The sequence below is a fragment of the Pseudoalteromonas sp. SG41-1 genome (genome assembly GCF_014164575.1).
GTDB classification, from domain to species: domain Bacteria; phylum Pseudomonadota; class Gammaproteobacteria; order Enterobacterales; family Alteromonadaceae; genus Pseudoalteromonas; species Pseudoalteromonas rhizosphaerae.
The window spans coordinates 44,509-62,298 of sequence record NZ_JACJFL010000004.1; the positions used below are offsets into that span (position 1 = coordinate 44,509).

At 40.4% G+C, this 17,790-nt stretch carries 15 protein-coding genes; 13 read left to right on the top strand and 2 right to left on the bottom strand.

The window, feature by feature from the left end; all coding sequences use genetic code 11:
• Positions 1-108 precede the first annotated feature (108 nt).
• On the top strand, positions 109-1,326 hold the full coding sequence (gene mtnK / locus H5203_RS04635) for an S-methyl-5-thioribose kinase (protein ID WP_182819430.1): 1,218 nt from the start codon (positions 109-111) through the stop codon (positions 1,324-1,326).
• Between the two features lie 89 nt (positions 1,327-1,415).
• On the opposite strand, the gene H5203_RS04640 is transcribed toward mtnK, so the two are convergent.
• Together H5203_RS04640 and H5203_RS04645 are read right to left on the bottom strand one after the other, a co-directional pair.
• Positions 1,416-2,897, bottom strand: a complete 1,482-nt coding sequence (locus H5203_RS04640) for an FMN-binding glutamate synthase family protein (protein WP_145240047.1) — start codon at positions 2,895-2,897, stop codon at positions 1,416-1,418.
• A 130-nt stretch (positions 2,898-3,027) separates the two neighbouring features.
• Positions 3,028-4,803 (bottom strand): DUF885 family protein, encoded by a 1,776-nt coding sequence (locus H5203_RS04645; RefSeq protein ID WP_182730727.1) that lies wholly within the window; start codon positions 4,801-4,803, stop codon positions 3,028-3,030.
• A gap of 356 nt (positions 4,804-5,159) precedes the next feature.
• Between H5203_RS04645 and H5203_RS04650 the strand changes: the two genes are divergently transcribed.
• From H5203_RS04650 to H5203_RS04705, 12 genes are all read left to right on the top strand, one after another.
• Positions 5,160-6,146: a diguanylate cyclase domain-containing protein gene (locus H5203_RS04650; RefSeq protein ID WP_145240114.1), complete on the top strand. Its 987-nt coding sequence runs from the start codon at positions 5,160-5,162 to the stop codon at positions 6,144-6,146.
• Between the two features lie 108 nt (positions 6,147-6,254).
• The gene (gene ubiE, locus H5203_RS04655; RefSeq protein ID WP_145240051.1) at positions 6,255-7,010 is read left to right on the top strand and encodes a bifunctional demethylmenaquinone methyltransferase/2-methoxy-6-polyprenyl-1,4-benzoquinol methylase UbiE; all 756 of its coding nucleotides are present in this window, start codon (positions 6,255-6,257) and stop codon (positions 7,008-7,010) included.
• Positions 7,011-7,050: 40 nt separating this feature from the next.
• Positions 7,051-7,656 (top strand): SCP2 domain-containing protein, encoded by a 606-nt coding sequence (locus H5203_RS04660; RefSeq protein WP_145240053.1) that lies wholly within the window; start codon positions 7,051-7,053, stop codon positions 7,654-7,656.
• Between the two features lie 17 nt (positions 7,657-7,673).
• Positions 7,674-9,278, top strand: coding sequence for a ubiquinone biosynthesis regulatory protein kinase UbiB (gene ubiB / locus H5203_RS04665; RefSeq protein ID WP_145240055.1), 1,605 nt, complete (start codon positions 7,674-7,676; stop codon positions 9,276-9,278).
• An 80-nt stretch (positions 9,279-9,358) separates the two neighbouring features.
• Complete coding sequence (gene tatA, locus H5203_RS04670) at positions 9,359-9,598, top strand: Sec-independent protein translocase subunit TatA (protein ID WP_064666784.1); 240 nt, start codon at positions 9,359-9,361, stop codon at positions 9,596-9,598.
• Positions 9,599-9,603: 5 nt separating this feature from the next.
• Positions 9,604-9,936 carry a Sec-independent protein translocase protein TatB gene (gene tatB, locus H5203_RS04675; protein ID WP_182759937.1) on the top strand — a complete coding sequence of 111 codons (333 nt, stop codon included), beginning with the start codon at positions 9,604-9,606 and terminating at the stop codon, positions 9,934-9,936.
• Positions 9,937-9,983: 47 nt separating this feature from the next.
• Entirely contained in the window at positions 9,984-10,727 is a 744-nt protein-coding gene (gene tatC, locus H5203_RS04680) for a twin-arginine translocase subunit TatC (protein WP_145240059.1), read from the top strand.
• On the top strand, positions 10,728-11,246 hold the full coding sequence (locus H5203_RS04685; RefSeq protein ID WP_182819431.1) for a hypothetical protein: 519 nt from the start codon (positions 10,728-10,730) through the stop codon (positions 11,244-11,246).
• Positions 11,246-12,028 carry a TatD family hydrolase gene (locus tag H5203_RS04690; protein ID WP_145240063.1) on the top strand — a complete coding sequence of 261 codons (783 nt, stop codon included), beginning with the start codon at positions 11,246-11,248 and terminating at the stop codon, positions 12,026-12,028. Before H5203_RS04685 ends, H5203_RS04690 begins: the two co-directional genes overlap by 1 nt.
• Before the next feature lie 2 nt (positions 12,029-12,030).
• Complete coding sequence (locus H5203_RS04695; RefSeq protein WP_145240064.1) at positions 12,031-13,881, top strand: diguanylate cyclase; 1,851 nt, start codon at positions 12,031-12,033, stop codon at positions 13,879-13,881.
• Positions 13,882-13,890: 9 nt separating this feature from the next.
• The gene (hemB, locus tag H5203_RS04700) at positions 13,891-14,898 is read left to right on the top strand and encodes a porphobilinogen synthase (protein ID WP_145240066.1); all 1,008 of its coding nucleotides are present in this window, start codon (positions 13,891-13,893) and stop codon (positions 14,896-14,898) included.
• Between the two features lie 142 nt (positions 14,899-15,040).
• Positions 15,041-17,779, top strand: coding sequence for an ExeM/NucH family extracellular endonuclease (locus tag H5203_RS04705; protein WP_145240068.1), 2,739 nt, complete (start codon positions 15,041-15,043; stop codon positions 17,777-17,779).
• Positions 17,780-17,790 lie beyond the last annotated feature (11 nt).

Genomic DNA, 17,790 nt, shown 5'->3' on the forward strand with positions numbered 1-17,790 from the left:
CTGAGGTTATTTTACAGTAGTTTTTAAAACGCACAACCCAGAAGTGTAGACATCTAAACGGTTGAAGGTATAGAATGCTATTGTTTATCATTTTCTGAGAGTACGCCGATGGCCGAATACGTTGCCTTTAATGCACAGCATGCGATTGATTATATTAAAAATCTTGTAACTAAAGATGGGTATGATTTGTTTGATCCTGACCAAACGTTATCGGCGTATGAGTTTGGAGATGGCAATTTAAATCTCGTTTTTAGAATAAGCGACGAGCAAAGTAATAGCGTTATTTTAAAGCAAGCCTTGCCTTATGCACGCTGTGTGGGTGAATCATGGCCATTAACGCTTGACCGAGCACGCATTGAAGCTGAGGTTTTACTCAATCACGGCGCATTAAGCCCTGACTACACAGCAAAAGTATTGCATCATAATCCAGAGCAAGCACTGACCATTTTAGAAGATCTTGGTCACTTACAAATTTTGCGTAGCGCACAAATAAACGCAGAGCAATTTCCGCTATTAGGTCAACATGTGGCTCACTACTTAAGCCATACTGGTTTTTATAACTCAGACTTTTACCTAACCGCGCAAGATAAAAAAGCCAAAGTCAGTCAGTTTACTAATCCAGAGTTGTGCCAAATTACTGAAGATTTGTTTTTCAACGATACCTTGCGTGAACATGAGCGTAATAACTACCCAAGCGAGTTGCAAAGTACAGTCAATAAACTACAAAATAACACCGCATTACATTTAGCGATCGCAAAACTAAAAGCTAAGTTTTTATCATGCCCGCAGACGCTATTACATGGTGATATGCATAGCGGCAGTATTTTTGTCGATCAAAAAACCACTAAGATGATCGACCCTGAATTTGGCTTTTTTGGCCCAGTTGGCTTTGATATCGGCTCATTTATCGGCAATTTATTATTAAACTACTGCGCGCAAAATGCTCGTATTAGTGAATTTGTTACACGCCGTAACTATCACACCCATTTACTGACTTGCCTGCAAGAGAGTTATTCTTTGTTTGAACAACAGTGGCTGACATTTATTGCAGAGCAAACCACAGATAACAATTTAAAAGCCGCTGGTTATGGCGAGTATTTTATGCAACAAGTATTACAAGACGCGATTGGTTACTGTGGGACAGAACTGATACGCCGCACTATCGGCTTAGCACACGTTGCTGACATTGATGGCATTGAAGATGCGCAGGCGCGTTTAGACGTACAACGCCACACTTTAGCGCTGGGTGAGCAGTTAGTACTCAACGCCCACACTTGCAATAACAAAGAAGAGTTTTTCTCTTTATTGATAAGCCAACTAAATTAAATTTATAAAAATAGCAAAAGGCACTTTATTTAGTGCCTTTTATCAACCTATTTGGGCGGGACCTAGCTTCTATTACCTAGTCTTTTAAATTACTGGTAATTTTCATACATTTTATCAAGCGGCTCTGATAAACCATTTTCTTGCACAACGCGCACATGCTGGCGGCCAAGTTCACGGGCACTAAATACCCCGCATGAGTGAGCAATTAAACCCGCACCATAATGAATGTACTTATTGTAGTTTGCTACGCGCTGCGCTTTATCGGCGACATCTAAGCCACGTTGCAACCGCTCGTTGTGTGTGGTTATCCCTGTTGGGCAAGTGTCTTTATTACATTGCAGCGCTTGAATACAACCCAAAGCAAACATATGACCACGTGCCGATACAACAAAGTCTGCGCCCAGCGCGAGCGCCCATGCAACCTTAGACGGCACAATCAGTTTGCCTGACGCAATAACTTTAATTCGCTCTCGCAGGCCATGCTTTTCGAGCATATTAACAACCAAAGGTAAACTTTCTTTCAGTGGTAAACCCACCGAATCCATCAGCGGTTGTGGTGCAGCACCGGTACCGCCATCAGCACTATCGATAGTAATAAAATCGGGCGCAGATTCAATACCACGATGATTGATCTCAGCAAACAAGGTTTCCAGCCATGCATAAGCGCCAATAACCGCTTTAAAGCCGGTTGGCTTGCCAGTCGTTTCGCGCACCGAGGCAATCATATCAAGTAAATCTGCAGGGTTTTTAACTTCAGGATGACCATTTGGGCTAATTGAATCGTGACCTTCTGGGATACCACGAATAGCCGCAATTTCAGCAGTCACTTTTTTGCCTGGCAACATACCGCCTTTACCAGGCTTCGCACCTTGGCTCATTTTAATTTCAAACATTTTTACTTGTTCATGCGCAGCTATTTGCTTGAGCTTCTCATGACTTAATTTACCTTGTTCATCGCGCACACCATATTTAGCTGTGCCAATTTGAAACACAATGTCGGCACCTCCTTCTAAGTGATAAGGGCTTAAACCACCTTCACCAGTGTTCATCCAACAACCAGCGAGTTTGGCACCTTGCGATAACGCACGTACAGCAGGTTTTGATAACGCACCAAAACTCATACCTGAAATATTGAATAGCGATTTAGTAATATAAGGGTTTCGACAATGCGGCCCTAACGTAACTGCACTAGGTTCAAGCGCTTCTTCGTCCAAGGTAGGAAACGCGCAGTTCATAAACATCACGGTCCCGGTAACTTCTAGGCTCTGAGTTGAGCCAAAGGCGGTGGTACGATCAACATTTTTAGCCGCTTTATAAACCCAACTACGATCGGCGCGATTAAATGGCATTTCTTCGCGATCCATAGCGAAAAAGTATTGACGAAAAAACTCACCTTGGCGCTCAAAAAAGTATCTAAACCGACCTATTACCGGATAATTACGTCTAATCGCTTGTTTAGATTGAGTTACATCACTGATATAAAAATAAATAACAACTAAAACTAAACACCCAAATACCACTATAAATAAGCTGGCAAACACATCAATGCTAAAAACTATTAAATTACTCATGCAGCGCCCCTTGCTGGTTGTTTTTCCAGCTTTGAGAATATAAGCAGAACAAGTTTCAAGCAAATGTTTTGTAAGGAAAGCTCGGTTACACGCTAATCAGCACGAACCGAGATAAATTGAACGGTGTAATTTAGCCGCGCTTTTCTAGCTCGGTTTCAATATATTGATGAATTTGATCTTCTAATACTGACATTGGCACAGAACCGTGGCGAAGTATTTGATGGTGAAACTCACGTACATCAAAGTCTTGCCCTAATGCTTGCTCGGTTTCTTTACGTAAGCGCTTAATAGTCAGCTCACCAATTTTGTATGATAGTGCTTGTGCTGGCCATGAAATATAACGATCAGTTTCGGTTTTCACGTTATGTAGTGACAATGCCGTATTTTCACTCATAAACTTCATCGCGCGATCTCGGCTCCAGCCATACATATGCATGCCAGTATCAACCACTAAACGAGCTGCTCGCCACATTTCATAAGTTAAACGGCCAAAGTTACTGTATGGGTCTTGGTAAAAACCCGCTTCAATTCCTAAATACTCAGAATATAACCCCCACCCTTCACCAAATGCCGATAAGTATGCATTCTGACGATAGCTTGGTAAGTTTTCTAATTCAGCATTAAGGGAGATCTGTAAATGATGCCCTGGTACAGCCTCATGAAAAGTGAGAGCTTCTAATACGTATAAAGGGCGCTTATCAAGTGCATAAGTGTTTACCCAGTAATAACCCGCTTGATCATCACGACTCGAACCAGAATAACGGCCAGTCGTGTACTTAGGCGCTATGCTTGCTGGCACCGGCGCAACACCATAAGGCATCCGTGGTAAGGTATGAAATAGCTTAGGTAATTGTGCATCCATCTTTTTAGCTATGTACGATGCTTCTTTTAATAACTCTTCCGGTGTTTTAGCATAAAATTGCGGATCAGTACGTAAAAAGTGCACAAATTCAGCAAACGTGCCTTTAAAACCAACTTGCTCAATAATCTTATCCATTTCAGCACGAATACGTGCCACTTCTTTTAACCCCAGTTCATGGATTTCTTTTGGCGTCATATCTGTGGTGGTATAATACTTGGCGCGATTGGCATAAAACGCAGCACCATTAGGTGTTGCAGAGATACCAATTTCAGTACGCGCACCTGGCTGATACTCTTCATTAAAAAATGTTAAATAATCTTGATAAGCAGTAATCACTTGCTCTTTAATAATTTTCTTTGCTTGTTGTTGTAAAGCAAAAAACTCACCATCACTCAAACCAGCGGTATTATTTAAAAATGGTTTATAAAACTCAGACTCAGTAGCGTCATCAACAATATATGCACTGATAGAGTCTTGATAACCCACAAGCACCGCTTTCGGTTGCGTTAAACCAACTTCTAAACCTTTGCGCATCCAGCTGATGTTTTGCTGAAAAAATCGAGGAACTTGCTGCAAACGTTGCAAATAAAGCTGGTAATCAGCTAATTTTTTATAATCTGAACTCGACACCATAAAAGATAAACTAGAGTGAAAGCCATATTCAGAAGTAAGCGGCATGTAGTGGCTGTTAAATACATATTCATCGATACTATTTTGTACTTGTCCACGAATTATAGTGAGATTAATACGGTTTTCATCACTGAGTTTATCTTTATCTATTGCATCTAACTGCGCTAATAATTCAGTGTTATGTTGATATTTCTTTTCAAGAAACTCAGCAGATAAATTAGTTAACAAATAACCATCAACACCCTCGGGGTTGCTATACGTGCTAATACTTTTACGATAATCAACAATTGATTGCGCAACCTGCGTAAATTGTTGATCGCTATCTACGGTGGTCATTTGGCAAGCACTTAATGTACATGCCAAGGCGATGCTTAACAGAGAATGACGCATAACCGATGAAGGTGATTTTTTCATAATAATAGGGATCTGCTACTGAAAACGTGAGGGTTAACCTAACCTAGACTGCTACAATAACCAAAAAAATGCGACCAAGGACAATAAATACAAGGTTAAATTAACCGCGACTATTGACTAGTAGTTAATCAGCACTTTTTATTGCTTAATAAGATTGTCGAGAAAACCAGCTATTGAGCGATAAAAATAGAAATTTCGCTATCAAATTACATATTTTTGCTTTTAAATATCCCCGATACAGATTAATGTAAGGCAATCCCATACGCTAGGATTGCGTCAAGACCTCACGGAGAGAGTTATTTAATTTCGCTGTTACGTGTATTTAATTGGTGTATACAATGATGTTCCATGATTCCATGGCTATTGCTCAAGAAAAAATGACCAAGGTATGTATCTTTTTAGAACATCATATATTACCACCGACTCCTCTTAATTATCACGTTGTCTACACCTACGTTAGCCAAGTTAATTCTGATTTAAATACCACTATCGATCGTGCAATTGCCCAAGGCCAAGAAATTGACTGTGTTTATGTAGAACAACTTTATTTCGATTACATGGATCAAGCCCATAAAGCTGAAACCAATATGGTTCGTAATGTTGATGGTATTATTAATTCATTATCACGTAGCGCGCACTCAACCGAAAAAGATATTATCCGCTTTGCAAGTCAAGTCAGCGACTGTGTACATTCTTTAGATGAAAATAATATTGCCCAAACTCGCCTCGCACTTGAGACATTAAATAAGCAAACTGCTCACTTGCTCACTCAACATAAACAATTTAAACAAGAGCTGATCAAAGCAAAGCGACGACAAGAAAAAACTCAACAACAACTCGTACAATTACGCAAACAACACATCACCGATCAACAAACAGGCCTTTTTAAACGTCATTATTTAAACCAGCAAACACAATTATGGTTAGACCAAAAAAAATCTGTGTGCGCGATTGCCATCCAAATAGATAACCTAGATCACTTTATTGATAACTACGGCGATATCATTGGTGAAGTAATTTTAAGCAAGGTAGCTAAACAAATTCAAAAATATGTATTTGAAAGTGGCCTACCAGGGCGAACAGGCAAAGATGCTTTTACTGTATTACTGGCTGATATCGACCCTGAAACTGCGAATGTAATTGCTGAAAAAGTCCGTAATGGAGTCGAAAAATTACGTTTCGTTAGTTCTAAAAACGGTATTAAACTTCCAGCAATCAACCTTTCATTAGGGATTGCCAAGCACTTAGACGAAAAAGATTTTAATAATCTTGCCCGTAAAGCCTCCAATGCAGCACATAAAGCCAGATCGCTTGGCCAAAGCAGCTTTATTGCCGGACAGTGAGCCGTAACTCATAAAGCTTGATCCACAAGCAATTTTCCCCAGATTCAAATTGCACCATGGCGTAACAATCAAGTACACTAGTCTTTATTACCACGATAGAGATTAATCATGAACGAGAATCCTGAAAAGACCACGCATTTTGGTTATAAAACCGTTGCCGAAACCGAAAAAGCTTCTATGGTTGCCGATGTATTTCATTCCGTTGCTACTAAATATGACGTAATGAATGATCTCATGTCGTTTGGTATTCATCGTTTATGGAAACGTCAAACCATTGCTAGTTCAGGTGTGCGTAAAGGCCATCATGTGCTGGATTTAGCCGGTGGCACCGGCGACTTAACGGCAAAGTTTAGTCAACTAGTTGGTGATACTGGGCAAGTAGTATTAGGTGATATTAACTCATCAATGCTTAAAGTGGGGCGCGAAAAGCTACATAACCTAGGTCTTGTCGGTAATATTGACTACGTACAAATGAATGCTGAAGCACTGCCTTTCCCTGATAATAGTTTTGATTTAATTACCATTGCCTTTGGTTTACGTAATGTTACAGATCAAAATAAAGCACTTCGCTCGATGTACCGAATCTTAAAGCCTGGTGGTCGTCTGCTAGTATTGGAGTTCTCCAAACCAGAGCATCAAGTATTAAGTAAAGCCTATGATTTTTACTCATTTAACTTACTACCTAAAATGGGTGAGTTAGTTGCTAACGACGGTGAATCATACAAATATTTAGCTGAATCAATTCGTATGCACCCAGATCAAGAAACACTAAAAGCAATGATGAACGAGGCTGGATTTGAGCAAACCACCTATCAAAATCTCACCGGTGGTATTGTAGCATTACATCGTGGCTTTAAATATTAAGCGTCACACTAGCTAGTAAAGTTTATTGCTAAGGTATTGTATGTTAAATAATTTCATGGTCGCACTCGTCGAAAGGGTTTTAAATACGGCGCTTAAACTCGATCCCACTCTTAGCGATAGACTGTCGTCAATATCCCAACAACGTTTATTAATTGATATACGCGATTGGCAACAGCAGTTTTTAGTGGTGTTTACTGGCCAACAACTGCATTTATACAACACTACCGAAACGCAATATGACTGCATGATAAGCGCCGATATTAATACTTTAATGGCACTTAAAAACCCTGCAATGCTGACTCAGTTAATCCGCCAAGATAAACTCGATTTGCAAGGTGATCTAAATATTGCACAAGGGTTTAGTAATGCTTTCGCTGCGCTTAATATCGATTGGCCTGAACACTTATCTGATTATCTTGGTGACGCAGCGGCACAGCAACTATGGCAGTTAGTTAAACAAACTCAACAGCAAAGTCAAAAAGCCAACAAGAAACTCTCTACAACGCTAACTACTTTATGCCAAGACGAGCTCAAAGTGACCATTCATCCTTTAGAGCTTGAGCAATTTAAGCAACACACGCGTCAACTCAAAGCACATGTTGCGCAACTTGAGTTACGTATCAACCAACTACTTCAAGCAAAATGAATCAGTAAGGATTATCTGTGTCAGCTGCTCGGCTTTATAACATCACAAAAACCCTTCTTAGCTATGGTTTGGATGAACTGATCCCATCACAAAAAATACCTTGGTATGGCAAAGTTGGCCGTGCATGTCTATTTTGGCTAACCAATAAGCACCCAGAAAAACCAGCAGGGTTAAGACTGCGTTTAGCATTACAACAATTGGGGCCAGTATGGATCAAATTTGGCCAAATGTTATCTACTCGGCGCGATTTATTACCACTAGATATCGCTTTAGAGCTAGCCTTGCTGCAAGATCAAGTACAGCCATTTGATGGTGTGTTAGCACAACAACTAATTGAAAATGCACTCGAAATCGATGATATCAGTGAATACTTTAGTGATTTTGAGCAAACCCCTTTAGCTTCAGCATCCATTGCCCAAGTACATACAGCCACTTTAGTGGATGAGCATAATCAACCACAAAAGGTGGTTATCAAAGTCATTCGCCCTGATATCAGAGAACAAATTGACGCTGATTTAGCATTAATGGAACAATTTTCTAAAATAGTGGCCAAGTTAATCAATGAAGCGAAAAGGTTACGCCCTGTTGAAGTAGTCAAAGAGTATAAGAAAACCTTACTTGATGAACTTGATCTGATGCGTGAAGGCGCAAACGCCATTCAATTAAAGCGTAATTTTGAAGGTTCTGATTCGCTTTATATTCCCTATGTTTACAGTGACTATAGTCGCGTAAATGTACTAGTCATGGAGCGAATTTACGGCATTCCAGTGTCTGATACTGAGGCATTAGTTGCGCAAAACACCAATATGAAACTACTGGCTGAACGCGGTGTGGAGGTGTTTTTCACCCAAGTGTTCCGTGATAGTTTTTTTCATGCTGATATGCACCCTGGTAATGTATTTGTATCCTATGAAAGCCCTGAAAACCCCAAATTTATCGGTATCGATTGTGGCATCGTGGGCACGCTAAACAAAGAAGACAAACGTTACTTAGCCGAAAACTTTATTGCCTTTTTTAATCGCGATTATCGTCAAGTCGCACAATTACATGTCGATTCTGGCTGGGTACCTAAAGACACCAGCGTGGAAGAATTTGAGTTTGCCATTCGCACTGTCTGCGAGCCGATTTTTAATAAGCCATTAGCAGAGATTTCATTTGGCCATGTCTTAGTTAATCTATTTAATACCGCTCGTCGCTTTAATATGCAAGTTCAACCCCAATTAGTTCTACTACAAAAAACCTTGTTGTATGTTGAAGGCCTTGGGCGTCAGCTATATCCGCAACTAGATTTATGGAAAACAGCTAAACCCTTTTTAGAAGACTGGGTAAAGCAACAGGTTGGTCCTTGGTCGGTATTTAAACAGGTATACGCAAATTTGCCATTTTGGGCAGAAAAAATGCCCGAGTTACCTGATTTGATCTATCACAACTTAAAACAACAGCGCAACAGTCCTGCACCACTGCCACAGCCATCGCACAAGCCATTATTACTTGGTCTTTTTGCTGGCTCAGCAATGATAGTATCAGGGTTATGTTATTTGCAGCATGACCTTGTCGCTGCAGGTATTGCTGCGATATGCTCTTTAAGCGGCTTTATACTTGCTTGGCGCAGCGCTGCATAAACTAAGTGCTATTTAGTGCTCGGTGAGTATAATCAGTACAATAATTTTAATTCACAGTATTTAATTAAGTGGAGAACATCATGGGTTTTGGCGGCATTAGTATTTGGCAATTGTTAATTGTTTTGGCAATCATAGTGTTACTTTTTGGTACGAAAAAATTGCGTGGTATTGGCGGTGATTTAGGTAACGCTGTAAAAGGGTTTAAAAAAGCAGTCTCTGAAGATGAGCAAAATAAACCAGCAGAACCAATTGAACAAGCAAATAACCCAATACAAAACAAAGAGTCTGTTGATAAAAGTAAAGAAGACCATAAGGCTTAATTAGCATGGGTATGTGGGAACTTGTTGTGGTGTTAATCGTCGGCTTAGTGGTACTTGGCCCTGAGCGGTTGCCAGTTGCTATTCGTACTGTTAGCCGTTGGATAAAAACTATAAAATCGCTGGCTAATTCGGTTAAGGCTGAAGTTAATGAAGAATTAAGAGTGCATGAGTTACACCAAAATTTAAAAAAAGCCGAACAACAAGGCATGCAGAACTTAAGTCCTGCAATAAAAGATTCAGTCAGCGAATTGCAAAAGGCTGCGGACTCGGTCACCCATAGTTATAAAAGAAATCCTCCTGAGCAAGCAGATAAAGTGAATGTTGATGAACAAAAATGAAATTATTTTTGTTAGCTATGGTCTATATATCGGTAACGAGTTAAATTATGACTGAACAAGTTAAATCAGGCTTTGTAAGTCATTTAATTGAATTGCGAAATAGGCTCATGAAAGCCTTATTAGCCATATTAGTATTTTTTATTGCGCTGGTTTACTTTGCAAACGATATTTACGGTTTTGTAGCGGCTCCATTAGTTGCGCACTTACCAAGTACAGCAACCATGATCGCTACAGATGTAACTGCACCGTTTTTTGCGCCGTTTAAGTTAACCTTATTTGTCGCTTTATTTGCAGCGTTTCCGTTAATTTTACACCAAATCTGGGGCTTTATTGCGCCAGGGTTATACCAACATGAAAAACGTATGTTAATGCCTGTTTTGGCATCAAGCATTATTCTTTTTTATAGTGGTATCGCATTTTGTTACTTTGTAGTGCTGCCCATTATTCTTGGCTTTTTTACTAGCGTTGGTCCAGAAATGATGACCTTGGCACCAGACATTAGTAGCTACTTAAGTTTTGCATTGAAGCTCTTTTTTGCCTTTGGGGTCGCTTTTGAGATTCCGGTAGCTATTATGCTGTTATGTTTTAGTGGCGCTACCACAACACAAAGTTTAAAAGAGAAACGCCCTTATATTGTAGTCGGGGTTTTTGTTGTAGCAATGTTTTTAACGCCACCTGATGTGCTATCACAATCTTTATTAGCATTTCCAATGCTGCTGTTATTTGAATTGGGTTTAATCTTAGCATCCTTTTATAAGGCTAAACCTCAACAAGATGAATCAGAGGAATAAATGAAAAAACAACTTTTACCAATACTTGCCTTGTTAAGCATTCCAACTGTTCATGCCAATGAAGTTAACTTACAAGCTTTACAAGCCTGTACATTTATTGAAAATGACTTCAATCGCTTGCTTTGTTACGACAATACCATGGCAGGCAAGTCATTAACTAAACCAGAAACAACAAAAACCTTAACTCCACCTGCAAGTTCAGTCACCGCAACAGCGGATGTAGTTGTTGCTAGTAAGCAAATAGTTAAAGTTAAAAATGAAGATTTTGGCTTAGAGCATAAAGAACTAGTAAAAGAAAACGACAATGAAATTACTGCCGTCGTGACTAACGTAAAAGAAGCACCTTACGGTGAGTTAATAATTAGTTTAAATAACGGCCAACAATGGCGCCAAATTGGCTCAGATAGCTTGCGTATCGACCAAGATGATACTGTAATTATTGAGCGCGGTATGTTCAACTCATTTTTATTGAAAAAAGCAGGTCAGAATCGCTCAATCCGCGTTAAGCGCACTAATTAATGACCACATCACTTATTGATGCTGGCGTAAATCTTACCAATCATCAATTTGATGCTCAACATTCGGCTATCATTACTCGTGCAAAAGCGCAAAATGTTAGCCAGATGCTGTTAATTGGTTGCGATATAAACTCCAGCCAGCAAGCTCTTCACTTAGCACAACAGTACCACCTACTTGCTACCGCCGGTGTTCACCCTCATGACGCAAAATCAGCCGATGAAAAACTAGAAATACAATTGTGCGCTCTTGCTGCAAATCCTGAGATTGTAGCAATTGGTGAATGCGGGTTAGATTACAACCGCGACTTTTCGCCTCGTGAAACTCAACGTTCTGTGTTACACCGACAACTCGCTTTAGCGGTAGAGTTAAATCTTCCGGTATATTTACATGAGCGAGATGCGAGCGAAGATATGCTGGCGATACTGCAACAGTATTCGGTGCGAGGAGTATTACATTGTTTTACCGGTGATCAACACGCCTTAGAGCAATACTTATCACTCGGTTTATACATTGGTATTACTGGTTGGGTCTGTGACGAACGTCGTGGTAAATCACTACAACAACTGGTGCCTATGCTGCCATTAGAGCGTCTATTAATTGAAACAGATGCGCCGTTTTTGATCCCACGCTCGTTAACTCCAAAACCAAAATCGCATCGCAATGAACCAAGCTATTTACCACATATATGCCAAACAATTGCGTCCTTAAAAGGTCTAGAGTTTGCAACTGTTGCAAAGCAAACTACACTTAACTTCCAACAGTTATTCAACCACAAGGGCTGATAATGAAGCGTGTTTGGTTGCTGCTTTATAGCTTTGTACTTATTTCATTCTCAGCCAATGCAACGCAGATCACCTTAGATAAGCATTTTGAACATATATTAAATATTCCTTTTGAATATTCTCAACAACCTTTAACAATAGAGCAAGCTAAGCTAGCCCCTACTCAGCAATGGCAACAACTTCCTGAGCAATCGCTCAATTTAGGACTAACCAATCAAGCCGTGTGGCTGCGCCTACAACTGGTCAACGCTGAGGATTCAGATCTACAAATTTTACTGTCCATTGATAATCCGTTATTAGATAAAGTGGCTGTATACCATTACTTTAAGCAAAACAGATTATTGTTTAAAGAAATTGGTGATGCATTACCACTCAATAACCGACAAATTAAAACAGAATCATTATTAGTAAAGCTAACACTCCCACCGAAAAGTAACTCAACATTACTACTTCATATTAAAAGTCTAGATGGTGTCAGAGTGCCGTTAAGTCTTTGGCAATATGATGAATATTTAAAATATAAAAGTAAGTTTAATTTAATGTATGGCTTGCTAGTCGGGTTTATTTTATCTTTAGCGATCACTTGCTTGGTTATGTTTGGTTTTTCACGAAAGCGCTACTTTGCACTCTGTGGCACTATTTTAATGACTTTATGGTTATTACTGATTTACTTATATGGCTTTGGCTATCGCTATTTTCACCCGTCTTTGCCTAGTCTGCAGCAGCTTGCAGTTCCAAGCATGTTGATATTAACCACTTGCTTATTCAAACTATTATTTGAACAATTACGACTGTCCACGAAAATGTGGCTGCAACCCTTACATAGATTGAGTAACTGGTTACTTTTTATCAGCCTATTTTTTATTTGGTTATTACCAACAAATATCATGCTTTATTACAGTCTACTCTTGCCCGCGCTAGTGATGTTATTACACATAGCGGCGTTAGGGATCGATATTAAGCAACAGCGAACACAGCCACTATGTGCGCTGCTATGTGGAGCGTTGATGTTTTTTTCCGCACAGCTTTACATGATTATTGTTGTGTTTAATTTCTATGATTTTAATGCGCGTGGTTTACCGTTTGTATTTTTTAGCTTTTTAATCTGCTCACTCAGTTTAAGCTTTGCTACCATCAAACACTTTTTAATCGAACGCGATGCCCAAGTTACTGCACAGCAGAGTAAAATAGCCCAAAGTGAAGCACAAGATGCCATCTTACAAGAACGTTTAGAGCTGCAAGAACAAGCTAGGTTAGATTTAGAAGCAAATATAGAAGAGCGAACGTTTGAACTTCAGGTCACTCTGCGTGAGCTTGAAGAAAAGAATCGCGCACTTGAACAAATCAATATGGAAGATCCATTAACACAAATAAAAAATCGCCGCTATTTCGATAAAAAGCTAGTAATGGACTTGCGTCGCTCTCGTCGGGAGCAAACATCTTTAAGCGTGATAATGCTCGACATAGACCACTTTAAGAGCATTAACGACACCTATGGGCACTTAATTGGCGACCAAACTATTCGTGCTGTGGCTGACATTATAAAAAGCCATTTAAAACGCCCACTTGACGAAGTAGCCCGTTATGGTGGCGAAGAGTTTGTTATCTTACTCCCCAATACCGCCCTCGGTGGTGCTGTAGAAATAGCGGAGCAAATCCGCCAAGCAATCATGGATGCGACAATTACAGTAGCAAACAATGAGATAAAGTTTACTATTAGTGCTGGTGTATATAGCGCCATCGCTGAAGACATTCACAATCCGGGATTATTCACCGACTGCGCCGACAAAGCACTTTATCATGCCAAGCAAAGTGGGCGTAATCGTGTAGTTAGTTTTCCAATTTTAGACTAGGAGCAAATAATGGCCCAATCAGGTCTCGACCTTTTCCCTTATACTCGCATGCGCAGAATGCGCCGCAATGATTTCTCTCGCCGCTTGATGGCTGAAAATCAACTCAGTGTGAATGACTTAATTTACCCAGTATTTGTGCTTGAAGGTAACAATCGCCGAGAAGCCATTGCATCGATGCCAGGCATAGAGCGCTTATCGATTGACTTACTGCTGATTGAAGCAAAAGAGTTGGTTGAATTAGGTATTCCTGCAATCGCTATTTTTCCGGTCACCCCTGCGGACAAAAAATCATTGCTTGCTGAAGAAGCTTACAATGATGATGCACTGGCACAACGCACTGTACGCGCACTCAAAGAAGCCTATCCAGAATTAGGAGTAATCACCGATGTAGCACTTGATCCCTTTACAGTGCATGGGCAAGACGGAATTATCGACGATGATGGCTATGTAATTAACGACATCACGACAGAAATATTAGTTAAACAAGCGATATCTCATGCACAAGCGGGTGCAGATATTGTTGCCCCTTCAGATATGATGGATGGCCGCATTGGCGCGATCCGTGAAGCGCTAGAGGCTGAAGGCCATATTCATACACGCATTATGGCTTATTCAGCTAAATATGCCTCAAGTTACTATGGACCATTTCGTGATGCAGTCGGTTCGGCTGGTAACTTAAAAGGTGCGGACAAAAAAACCTACCAAATGGACCCAGCTAATTCCGATGAAGCCATTCGTGAAGTAGCGCTGGATTTACAAGAAGGTGCTGACATGGTGATGGTGAAACCCGGTATGCCTTATTTAGATATCGTACGCCGAGTTAAAGATGAATTTGGTGTGCCGACGTTTGCTTATCAAGTGAGTGGCGAGTACGCGATGCATAAAGCGGCGATTGATAATGGCTGGCTTGCTGAAGAAGCCACAATTATGGAGTCCTTGCTTGCTTTCAAACGTGCTGGCGCTGACGGTATTCTTACCTATTTTGCAAAGCAGGCTGCACAACTGCTAAAAAGGTAAGCCTTATACATTTTTAATTTAGAAAAGGGCGATTCTGCGCCCTTTTTATTTCCATATTATTAACATTTTGTATTTTCTTTGTCATAAATTTTCCTTAAACTGTTTGTCCCACTCGGGACACAATACACGGGAAAAAATAATAATGTTTAAAACAAAAATAACGCCATTGGCGCTTGTAATTGCAAGCCTCAGTGCACCAGCTTCTGCTAATTTAATAATTTCAGAATATGTTGAAGGTGGTAGTAACAATAAAGCAATTGAGCTTTTTAATACCTCTGGCGAAACACTATCGCTTGATGGCTATAACATCTCACTTTTCGCCAATGGCAATGGCGACCTGACAGCTCCAAATAATACACTTGCTCTATCCGGTAGCTTAGCCGCCAATGGCACCTATGTAATCGTAAATGCAGGCTCTGTAGACGAGCTTAAAGCTAAAGCTGATATTGAAGCAACCGTTACTTATTTCAATGGTGATGATGCATTGGTACTTACGAAAGACGGCACTATTGTTGATAGCTTTGGTCAGTTAGGCGTTGACCCTGGTAGCGAATGGTCAGCCGGAGGTGTTAGCACCAAGGACAAAAGCTTACGTCGCAAGCTAAGTATTACTGCAGGTCGCAGCGATGCTACTGCGTCATTTGATCCAAGTGAACAATGGCTACAATTTGATAAAGATGACTTTTCAGGGCTCGGTTTTCATGGTGAGAGTACTGAGCCAACCCCAGATCCAGAACCAGTTATTCCATTAGAATGCGGCGCAGCTAAAACACTTATCAGCGCAGTACAAGGTGAAGGTGGTGATAGCCCTCTATTAAACACAGAAATTGAGCTGGAAGGCGTAGTAACTGCTGATTTTCAAGGTAGTGAGCAATTAAGTGGCTTCTTTATTACATCACTTGATGCAGATATTGATACAAACCCACTTACTTCTGAAGGTATCTTTGTTTATTTTGCTAATACCGATGTCAATGTTGGTGATCACGTGCGAGTTAAAGGCAGTGTCGCAGAATACTTTAATGCCACCCAAATTGGTGATGTTAGTCAAGTGGAAGTATGTGCTACAGGCTTAACGCCAACAGCAACAAGTATCACTCTCCCTGTTAATAATGTAACCGATTTAGAAGCTTATGAAGGCATGCTGGTTTCACTAGAACAACCGCTGGTTGTTAGCAACAACTATGGTTTAGGCCGTTATGGTGAAGTAGGTCTTGCCACAGAACGCTTATATCAAGGTACACAAATAGCCCTTCCTGGTGATGCTGCTAACGCTGTTGAAGCCGAAAACATAAAAAAACAAATCTTACTTGATGATGGTTCAACGAAGCAAAACCTTGACCCAGTTTCTTACCCTGGTACTGGCTTAGACGCTTATAACACATTACGTTTAGGTGATTCTGTAAACGCAATCACTGGTGTAATGGGTTACAGCTTTGATCGCTATCGTATTCACCCAACAGTACAACCAACTTTTGTTGCAACTAACCCACGTACAAATGCGCCAGAACTGCACGCTGATGCAGATATTCGAATTGCAAGTTTTAATGTCCTTAACTACTTTAATGGTGATGGTCAAGGTGCTGGTTTCCCAACCAGTCGTGGCGCTGATAGTGAAGCTGAATTTATTCGCCAACAAGCGAAAATTGTCAGTGCACTTGTTGCTATAGAAGCTGATGTTATCGGCTTAATGGAAATCGAAAACGATGGTTTCGGTGCAAATAGCGCTATTGCTAGTCTAGTTAATGCGTTAAACGATGAAGATAGCAATAATGAATACGCCTTTGTTAATTTTAACGTAGATAAAATTGGTACTGATGAAATTACCACCGCACTTATCTACCGTGCAAATAAAGTCGCACAAGTTGGCACCGCAGCTATCACAACCCAATATCCATTTGACTATAGTAACCGTACACCTATCGCACAAAGCTTCAAATCACTTGAATCAGAAGAAGTATTTACTGTTGCTGTAGCACATTTAAAATCCAAAGGTAGCTGTGGCAGTGCCGATGGCAACAATGCCGATTTAGGTGATGGGCAAGCATGTTGGAATGAGATCCGCGTTGCTGGTGCTAATGGCTTTGCAGACTGGCTTGATAGCAAGCCAACAGGCATAGACGATGAGGACATCATATTAGTAGGTGATATGAATGCCTATGCGATGGAAGATCCAATACGTGCATTTGCAGACAAAGGATTTAAAAATGTCGTTGCAGAATTAGATGGTAACACTCTTGGCTATTCATATAGTTTTTCTGGACGTATGGGCAGCCTAGATCATGCAGTTGCCAGCCCAAGCTTACTCGCGAAGGTTGTTGCAGCGACAGATTGGCATATCAATGCTGATGAGCCGATCAGTCTGGATTATAACGTAGAGTTTAAATCTGATTCTCAAGTTGCTAGCTTGTATTCAGAGAGTGCTTATCGTGCCTCTGATCATGATCCTGTAATTATTGATATTCAATCTGCCCCTGCTGTAGAGCCAATTCCTGAGCCACAAGCTCCAGTTCTAGAGCCTGAGCAGAGTTTTAGCATCAGTGAAAATAGTCCAATTGGCACTGTCATTGGTCAATTGAGTTTTAGTGATGCCGATGCACAGTACACACCCGTTATTGGCTTCATTGTATCTGGCCACGATGCAGTAACTATAAATGAGCAAGGGCAACTAATCGTTGCTGGTGATTTAGACTATGAGTTTGAAAGAAAAATCACATTAATGGTACAAGCAAAAGACAGTGCTGGTAATTTATCAAATGCGCAGCTTGTTTACATTAATATCGCTAATGATGAGACTGATGACGAAGACGATGACTCAGGTTCATTATTTTGGTTAACGTTACTGGCGTTACCACTAACATTCCTACGCCGTAAAAAAGCGTAGTATAAACTAAA

Bases quoted from the DNA above. Each gene is read 5' to 3' on its own strand.
- tatA (WP_064666784.1), top strand. From the start codon at position 9,359: ATGGGTTTTGGCGGCATTAGTATTTGGCAATTGTTAATTGTTTTGGCA.
- ubiE (WP_145240051.1), top strand. From the start codon at position 6,255: ATGAACGAGAATCCTGAAAAGACCACGCATTTTGGTTATAAAACCGTT.
- tatB (WP_182759937.1), top strand. From the start codon at position 9,604: ATGGGTATGTGGGAACTTGTTGTGGTGTTAATCGTCGGCTTAGTGGTA.
- mtnK (WP_182819430.1), top strand. From the start codon at position 109: ATGGCCGAATACGTTGCCTTTAATGCACAGCATGCGATTGATTATATT.
- H5203_RS04645 (WP_182730727.1), bottom strand. From the start codon at position 4,803: ATGAAAAAATCACCTTCATCGGTTATGCGTCATTCTCTGTTAAGCATC.
- tatC (WP_145240059.1), top strand. From the start codon at position 9,984: ATGACTGAACAAGTTAAATCAGGCTTTGTAAGTCATTTAATTGAATTG.
- H5203_RS04660 (WP_145240053.1), top strand. From the start codon at position 7,051: ATGTTAAATAATTTCATGGTCGCACTCGTCGAAAGGGTTTTAAATACG.
- H5203_RS04695 (WP_145240064.1), top strand. From the start codon at position 12,031: ATGAAGCGTGTTTGGTTGCTGCTTTATAGCTTTGTACTTATTTCATTC.
- H5203_RS04640 (WP_145240047.1), bottom strand. From the start codon at position 2,897: ATGAGTAATTTAATAGTTTTTAGCATTGATGTGTTTGCCAGCTTATTT.
- H5203_RS04690 (WP_145240063.1), top strand. From the start codon at position 11,246: ATGACCACATCACTTATTGATGCTGGCGTAAATCTTACCAATCATCAA.
- H5203_RS04705 (WP_145240068.1), top strand. From the start codon at position 15,041: ATGTTTAAAACAAAAATAACGCCATTGGCGCTTGTAATTGCAAGCCTC.
- hemB (WP_145240066.1), top strand. From the start codon at position 13,891: ATGGCCCAATCAGGTCTCGACCTTTTCCCTTATACTCGCATGCGCAGA.
- H5203_RS04650 (WP_145240114.1), top strand. From the start codon at position 5,160: ATGGCTATTGCTCAAGAAAAAATGACCAAGGTATGTATCTTTTTAGAA.
- H5203_RS04685 (WP_182819431.1), top strand. From the start codon at position 10,728: ATGAAAAAACAACTTTTACCAATACTTGCCTTGTTAAGCATTCCAACT.